The sequence below is a fragment of the Nitrospira sp. BLG_2 genome, from assembly GCF_049222245.1.
Genome location: NZ_JBLYIG010000081.1, coordinates 1 through 6,858 on the forward strand (window position 1 = coordinate 1; position 6,858 = coordinate 6,858).

The following is a 6,858-nucleotide window of genomic DNA, read 5'->3' on the forward strand; positions in this document are numbered from 1 at the left end:
TTTCGGCAATGCCTTGCAACTCCGGCGCTACCTCATGGACAAACTCCACGAACCGTTCGACTTTCAGCAAAAAGAAATCATAGATGCCGGAGAAGGGCCTAGGCTCTCTGAACCAGAACGCCACAAATCCATCGAGCGACACATCACGTTCTTCGAGTCGACGACAAGATTCTACAAACATGTCTTCCACCTTTCCCCCCCAGTGAAGAATCTCATAAGGGAGATAGACGGAACGATAGACTTCCAAATCTTGGATACCTGCCGTGTCTTGGCTCCATTCTGCCCCCTCCGGCCGGGCTTTGCCCGCCAGTACGCGTGCATATCGATCATAGGCCTCGACAAGACTTTGCGTGACGGATGTCGCCTCCGGCTTTTCCGACACCGAGCATACCTCGAAATTAGGCACGGTCTGTTCGGCATTGCTCAGCCTATAGAACAGCGGCCCATAGTGGCGGGAGAATTCGCTGAATTCATCTACGATCAATTCGACCGGCTTCGTATCCACTTCTAAGGCAAGCCCCTTAAGGCTGCTCAGCCGTGGATGGGTTAGCACCTGATCGAGCATATCGAACAAGATGGAAGGAATGGGGACGGCATGGTTATCGATCCAGGCAGGAAGCGCATCATCGTCCATACCACCGCTGGGTCCTGAAGCGGAGGCACGGTGTGCTTCATGAATGGCCAGACCCGCCACGTGTATCTCAACCACACGATCCATGGGAAACTCGTTGAGAAATTCCTCGACAAATCGTGTCAGCGACATAACTCGATGCGCTCCGGAATATCGAAACACCGTCCAAAGATGCCCCACGTCCAAGACCAGCCCACAGGGAGTCTGTTCGCTGACGATCTGAAAAAATCTCGGGATAGACATCGTCCCTGCGACAAAGTACGTGAGTGGCGGCATTTCAAGTAACACCAACGGCGTACTCCCATTAGCCAAACGGCACTGTTGATCGAGTAAATATTGGATCAATCGTGTATTGTCAGCCACCACTTTCGCGCTTAATGGAGTATAGAGGGGAGGAAGATAGGTCCCGTAATGATAGCCGGCGAGATATTTTGTCGCACATTCATGATTCAGCCAGGCACTTTGCAAGATCATCAGTTGTTCGACAGACTCAGAAAGTTCTTGCCTAAACATCGTAGAATCGGGCATCTCCGGTTGAGTGACCCACAAGCCTTCACCATGATATGTCAGCAGACCGTCGCCAGCCTCTTTCTTAGTGCAGGCCAAGGCCATTGGTGTCGTTCGGAACACTTCAAGGTAATCAGGCGGCACTTGACGTTCTTGTAGGCTTCGCCGCAAGCTAACGAGGTCTGGAGCATGAACATCAACAGAAAGCCCAAGCCCATGCACTGGAATTGTCCCAAGCCGACGAATGAACTCTCTATGGTAATGCCCACTCGCCGTCATCGTTTCTCTCTTGCCCACGGTCAAAATGTGATCTTAGTGTATGCCGTCAAATCATTGAGTGACAAGGCTTTCAACCTCTCATGGTCCTCAGAAACCTTCTGCTATACTTGGCATACATTGCGGCCAAGAGGGGGGCAGATTCGTGAGGAAAAAGGACTTCGCTAAAGAATGTCGGACAAGGACGATCAACAGCCAAAAGCCCCAGATCACCAGACCATATTGGTTGGACACATGATGACACCCGGCGTAGTCCAGATTCCAGGTGATGTATCGGTCACCGAGGCGGCATCGCTCTTGGAACGCGAACGCATGCCCTGCCTCCTGGTCAAGGATACAGAGTCTCGATTCGGACTCATGACGCCGACCGATATTGTCAAAAAGGTGGTTGCGCAAGGCCTAGAGCCGGATGACATCGAAGTTCGAACCATCATGACACGACCGGTGCAATTTATCGAGTACGATCGGGCGATGGGCGACGCTTCGGCGCTCATGATGACTACCGGGACACCGATCCTCATCGTCACAAAACAAGATCAGCCGGTCGGCGTCCTCACCGCGAGAGACTTGATCCTTTCTCCAAAGCGATGCGCGGCAAACATCCCAGCCACTATGAGTATCATTGAGGGAGATGGTGTAGGAGATGAATATCGGGCCGTCATCTCACAACTCAGCCATGCCGGTGCCTCGGTGGAGTCTCTCGCGCTCTTGCCGGTGGGGACCAAAGTCATATTGAGTTTTTGCCTCTCTGAGATGATGGGTCCCTTGACTATTCGAGGAACCGTCTTGAATAACGCCGGAGTTGAACCGGTGTCCGGCACGATGACCGGTTCCCTCATGACGACACGACGGGATGTCGAGATACAATTCGTGGATCTCTCTCCGGCAGACCAGTCCAGAATCAAGGCTTGGGTATTGGCCAATCTCCCTAAATCTTTCGACCCTTCCTAGACCGCATCGGCTCAGAACCCACCGGATTTCGACAATCTTTGACCAATGTTGGATCCATTGGTACAATTTCCGTCTCATTCACCGTACGAGGACAACCATGACTACAACCGGAAGATCTCCGCAGACTCGGCCCCGTCCCGCCTTGTCACGAGATGAGATTCTGCATCGAATCAGTGCTCTTCTCGACAGCCGTGACGACGACCTGCATGCCGCTCTTATGACGGAACTCTTGACGGGACTGCTGAAACTACACGACGCGCATTTAGACCTCCTGGATGTAAAAATCGTGAATCGTGCCGTCAAAGAACTACGGCATGCATTCAGTGTCTTCCACGGATATCGCAATCGTCAGAAAGTCAGCATTTTCGGCTCGGCACGAACTCTTTCCGACGACCCAAATTACAAACTGGCTTCCGAGTTCGCCCAAGCTATCGTCCGCGAAGGATTTATGGTCATCACCGGAGGAGCGGATGGGATCATGCGGGCTGCTCAAGAGGGTGCCGGCCGCGAGAACAGCTTTGGGGTCAACATCATGCTTCCCTTTGAACAAGGGCCTAATTCCACGATCGCCGATGACCCGAAGCTCATCACCTTCAAATACTTTTTCACCCGCAAGTTGATGTTTCAAAAGGAAGCGAACGCCATCGCACTCTTCCCCGGGGGGTTCGGGACACACGACGAAGGCTTTGAAATCCTCACACTGGCCCAAACCGGCAAGAGTGATCCTCAACCGATCATCTGTCTTCAGGCTTCCGGCTGTGACTATTGGGACGATTGGTCGGCCTTTGTGACGAGGCAACTGCTGAAGCGGAAGCTGATCAATGAAGAAGACATGAGTCTCTTCACAATCGTTAATTCCGTAGAGGCCGCGGTAAACCATATCCTGAGATTCTACCGCCGCTACCATTCCATGCGTTTTGTAGGGCGGGAACTCGCGATGCGACTCAAACAAACCATTACACTCGAGCAACTCGAACAGCTCCGGGGCCGATTCACCGATCTCCTATCGGACGGCACGTTCGAACTTCGTGGACCGCTCGCGGAAGAATTGGATGAACCAGCCCTCCGCGATCTGCCTCGACTCGTCTTCAATTTTAACCGGCGTAGTACCGGCCGACTTCGCCAACTGATCAGTTATCTGAACGAGTTGTGAGTCATGCCTTAATGTAAGCATGGACGACGGATGACTTTTAGTCCCTGCCCTGGACATGCTATTCTCTCGAACTCTATGAAGAACGTATCCTTCGCACCCCCATTCCATGGTTCTCCTGACATTGTTCTGTACCATGCCGAATGTTCCGATGGGTTTGGAGCCGCCTGGGCACTGTGGAAAAAATTTCCGAATGCGAATTTTTTACCCGTCAAACACGGCCATCCCCCTCCTCCCAACCTCAAGGATCGTCGTGTTGTGATTGCAGACTTCAGCTACGCCCGTTCGATCCTGGAAGCCATGGCCTCCGAGACCAAGGAGCTCCTCGTTCTGGATCATCATATCACCGCCGAGCGGACCTTGGACGGCTTTTCATACGCGTACTTCGATCAATCAAAGTCCGGTGCCGTCCTAAGCTGGGAATGGGCCCACGGCACGGCGCCTCCATGGTTACTTCAGTATATCCAGGACAAGGATTTATGGACCTGGGCTTTGCCAGGAAGTCGCGAAATCAACGCGGCTTTGGCGTCCTACCCGTTTGACTTCAACGTATGGGATGGTTTTACTCAATCGACGCTCGAGCAGGAAGGTCGAGCTATTTTGCGCTACGAGCATGAACTCGTCGGAAAGCTGGCAGCGCAAGCTTCAATGGTGGAATTCCAGGGTGTCGTCGTTCCTGCAGTGCAAAGCTCAATCTTGACCAGCCAAATCGGCGAGCGTCTGTCGGCCCATCATCCCTTTTGCCTGATCTGGCATGACAGCGACGGCCGTCGCTATTTCAGCATGCGTTCGCGATCCGATGGTACGGACGTCGGTGGAATCGCTGCCTCATTCGGAGGCGGAGGCCATACCCATGCCGCCGGGTTTTCCGTTCCACTCGAAATCGACGGAACCCCTCTGGCCGATCCCAGACTGCCTCGTACGGTTACAGATCGCCGACGAATTTCATGATACCGGACTATCGTGATTCCACTCCAAGACGATAATCCTACTCAACGGACTCCCATCGTCACGGTCGTCCTCATCGGCATCTGCATCGCGGTGTTTCTCTATCAAGTGAACCTCCCTCAAGCGGCTGCCGAGCTCTTCGCATTTCAATACGGTGCCATCCCTGCCATTGTCTTCGGTCACGCTTCGCTTTCTGAGGAAGCCGTTATGGTGCCGGCATCCTTAACCCTGGTAACCAGCATGTTTCTTCACGGCGGGTGGATGCATCTACTCGGGAACATGCTCTACCTTTGGATTTTCGGCAATAACATAGAGGATGCGATGGGCCACATGAAGTTTATCGTCTTCTATGTCTTAACCGGTATCCTTGCCGCCTTGAGCCATGCCATAACCGATCCCTATTCCCAAATCCCGATGGTTGGGGCAAGCGGGGCCATTTCGGCCGTGCTCGGTGCCTATCTGCTGTTATTCCCACACGCTCACGTGCTGGTCTTGCTGCCGGCGATCGGAATGATTCGAGTAGCGGCCGGCATTGTCCTCGGCATGTGGTTTATCACGCAGCTGATCAGTGGAGGCATGAGCATGGGAGCCACTGGCGGTGGCGTCGCCTTTTTCGCTCCTCTCGGTGGATTCCTCGCGGGCATGGCACTGATCGGTCTCTTTAAGCGAAAAGAGGTACGATTTTTCTCACCGGGCCGGTCAACGTGGTCTTCATGAGAACGTGCCTCTCATAATCGGCAAGGCTGCTCACGCAGCATCCAACATCTCTCTGACCTTCCCGATCAATCCGGACTGGCGGTAGGGTTGCCGGAGGACAAACCGCTGGTTAATTCGATGATGTTGAATCGTTTCATCATCGTAACCTGAAACAAACAGTGTCTTCATCGTGGGGTGCTGTCTCAAGAGTCGGCGGGCAAGTTCACGCCCTTCGATTTCTGGCATTATTAAAGGACTCACGATGAGATGAACAATTCCATTGTATTGCTGTGTGAGCATAAGGGCCTCGACCGATGAGGCTGCCTCCAAGACTCTATAGCGATACCGCTGTAAGGTTGATAGTGCCAGCTTCCGTTCGATCTCATTCTCCTCCACAAGCAGAATCGTTTCACCGCCTTTAGCCAACATGGCTTTCGACATCGTTTCTTTCCGTACCTCCGGCGCCGGGACCACAGGGAAGGCGACTTGGACGATGGTCCCTTGTCCTGCCCGACTATCCACCTCCAGTGTTCCTCCGTTCTGCTTGACGATTCGGAAAACTGCGGTGAGACCAAGTCCGATGTTGGTCTCCTTGGTGGAAAATAAGGGCTCGAACATATGGGCTTGGGTATCCAGGTTCATGCCTGTTCCGGTATCACTGATTTGAATTAAAATCTGATGGGATGCCGACTCAATCGACAATGGCCGAACTGATTTGGAGACACCCTCGATCGTTTTGACTTCGATGGTAAGCCGACCTCCATTCGGCATGGCATCACGTGCATTGACGACCAGCTGATAAATGACCGTTTCCAATCCTTCACGATCCACCTCGGCGTAGGCCACCTGTTTGTCCAGCTGGATGGCTAGTTCGACGTGATCCGGTAAAAGGCTTGCGATCATACCGTGTACATCCGCTAACACAGCATGAACGGACAACGTGTTTCGAACGCGTGGACTATCAAGATTGAGGGCGATGAGCTGTGCCGTAAGCGTGGCAGCCTTTTCCCCTACCTTAAAAAGCTCGTCGGCCGATAATCTTAGGGGGTCATTTCGCTGCAGTCGCGATAACATGACTCCTGTTTGTTTCCCTACAACCGCAAACAACGTTCCGAATTCTCCGGCAATTCTCGCTGCAACTCGGCCGATGGCTTCCATCTTCTGTGCCTCGTGAAGTCGTCTCTCAAGACTTTGCCGCACAACCCGCACCTCGCAGAGATCGGTATTCGCCTTCGTTAGATTTTCTTTCAGTCCTTTAATTCGTGCTTCAAGTTGAGTTTTGGCTGTCTCCAATTCCTCCTTGGTCTTCTCCAGTTCCTCTACATCTTTCAATAGTGCTGCCTTTTTCTTCCTGTGCGACGGCCGTGCTTTCTAATGCGACCCCGTAGAACACGGCCATGACTAGAAGAACCGGGATTCCCAACAGCTGCCCTGTAACCAAGACCCCCGTGCGCAGAACCTCTTCATAGAGCACAACCGCGTACCCAACGCTCAGAAGCAAGGAGAGACCGAGCAGATGACTCAACCGTTTGACCGACGCCGCCACCAACATAAGCACAAAATAGGCGATATAGAGGTCCGAACGGGCGTTCCCCGAAAGATAGATAACGGCGGTCACTAGAAACGTATCGACGGTCACGAGTATGGCGTTGAACCACGCGGCCTCAACGAGAGCCCGAGGCAGCATCGCGATAACGAA

7 protein-coding genes are annotated in these 6,858 nt (G+C 53.0%); 4 read left to right on the forward strand and 3 right to left on the reverse strand.

What is annotated here, in order from left to right:
* Window positions 1-1,282, reverse strand: a 1,282-nt coding sequence (locus ACOSYY_RS02365; protein ID WP_421660667.1) for a multinuclear nonheme iron-dependent oxidase, incomplete at its 3' end; no start/stop codon positions are given.
* Between the two features lie 303 nt (window positions 1,283-1,585).
* Here ACOSYY_RS02365 and ACOSYY_RS02370 point away from each other — a divergent pair.
* The 4 genes from ACOSYY_RS02370 (at window position 1,586) to ACOSYY_RS02385 (ending at window position 5,180) form a co-directional block, all read left to right on the forward strand.
* Window positions 1,586-2,365 (forward strand): CBS domain-containing protein, encoded by a 780-nt coding sequence (locus ACOSYY_RS02370; RefSeq protein WP_421660668.1) that lies wholly within the window; start codon window positions 1,586-1,588, stop codon window positions 2,363-2,365.
* A 97-nt stretch (window positions 2,366-2,462) separates the two neighbouring features.
* A complete protein-coding gene (locus tag ACOSYY_RS02375) occupies window positions 2,463-3,518 on the forward strand; it encodes an LOG family protein (RefSeq protein WP_421660669.1) in 1,056 nt (351 codons plus the stop codon).
* Between the two features lie 75 nt (window positions 3,519-3,593).
* Complete coding sequence (locus ACOSYY_RS02380) at window positions 3,594-4,466, forward strand: hypothetical protein (RefSeq protein WP_421660670.1); 873 nt, start codon at window positions 3,594-3,596, stop codon at window positions 4,464-4,466.
* A 12-nt stretch (window positions 4,467-4,478) separates the two neighbouring features.
* Window positions 4,479-5,180, forward strand: a complete 702-nt coding sequence (locus ACOSYY_RS02385; protein ID WP_421660671.1) for a rhomboid family intramembrane serine protease — start codon at window positions 4,479-4,481, stop codon at window positions 5,178-5,180.
* Between the two features lie 30 nt (window positions 5,181-5,210).
* Here the strand turns inward: ACOSYY_RS02385 and ACOSYY_RS02390 are convergent, their stop codons facing one another.
* Together ACOSYY_RS02390 and ACOSYY_RS02395 are read right to left on the reverse strand one after the other, a co-directional pair.
* Complete coding sequence (locus tag ACOSYY_RS02390) at window positions 5,211-6,491, reverse strand: ATP-binding protein (protein ID WP_421660672.1); 1,281 nt, start codon at window positions 6,489-6,491, stop codon at window positions 5,211-5,213.
* Window positions 6,427-6,858, reverse strand: a 432-nt coding sequence (locus tag ACOSYY_RS02395; RefSeq protein ID WP_421660673.1) for a hypothetical protein, incomplete at its 5' end; no start/stop codon positions are given. The genes ACOSYY_RS02395 and ACOSYY_RS02390, both read right to left, overlap by 65 nt.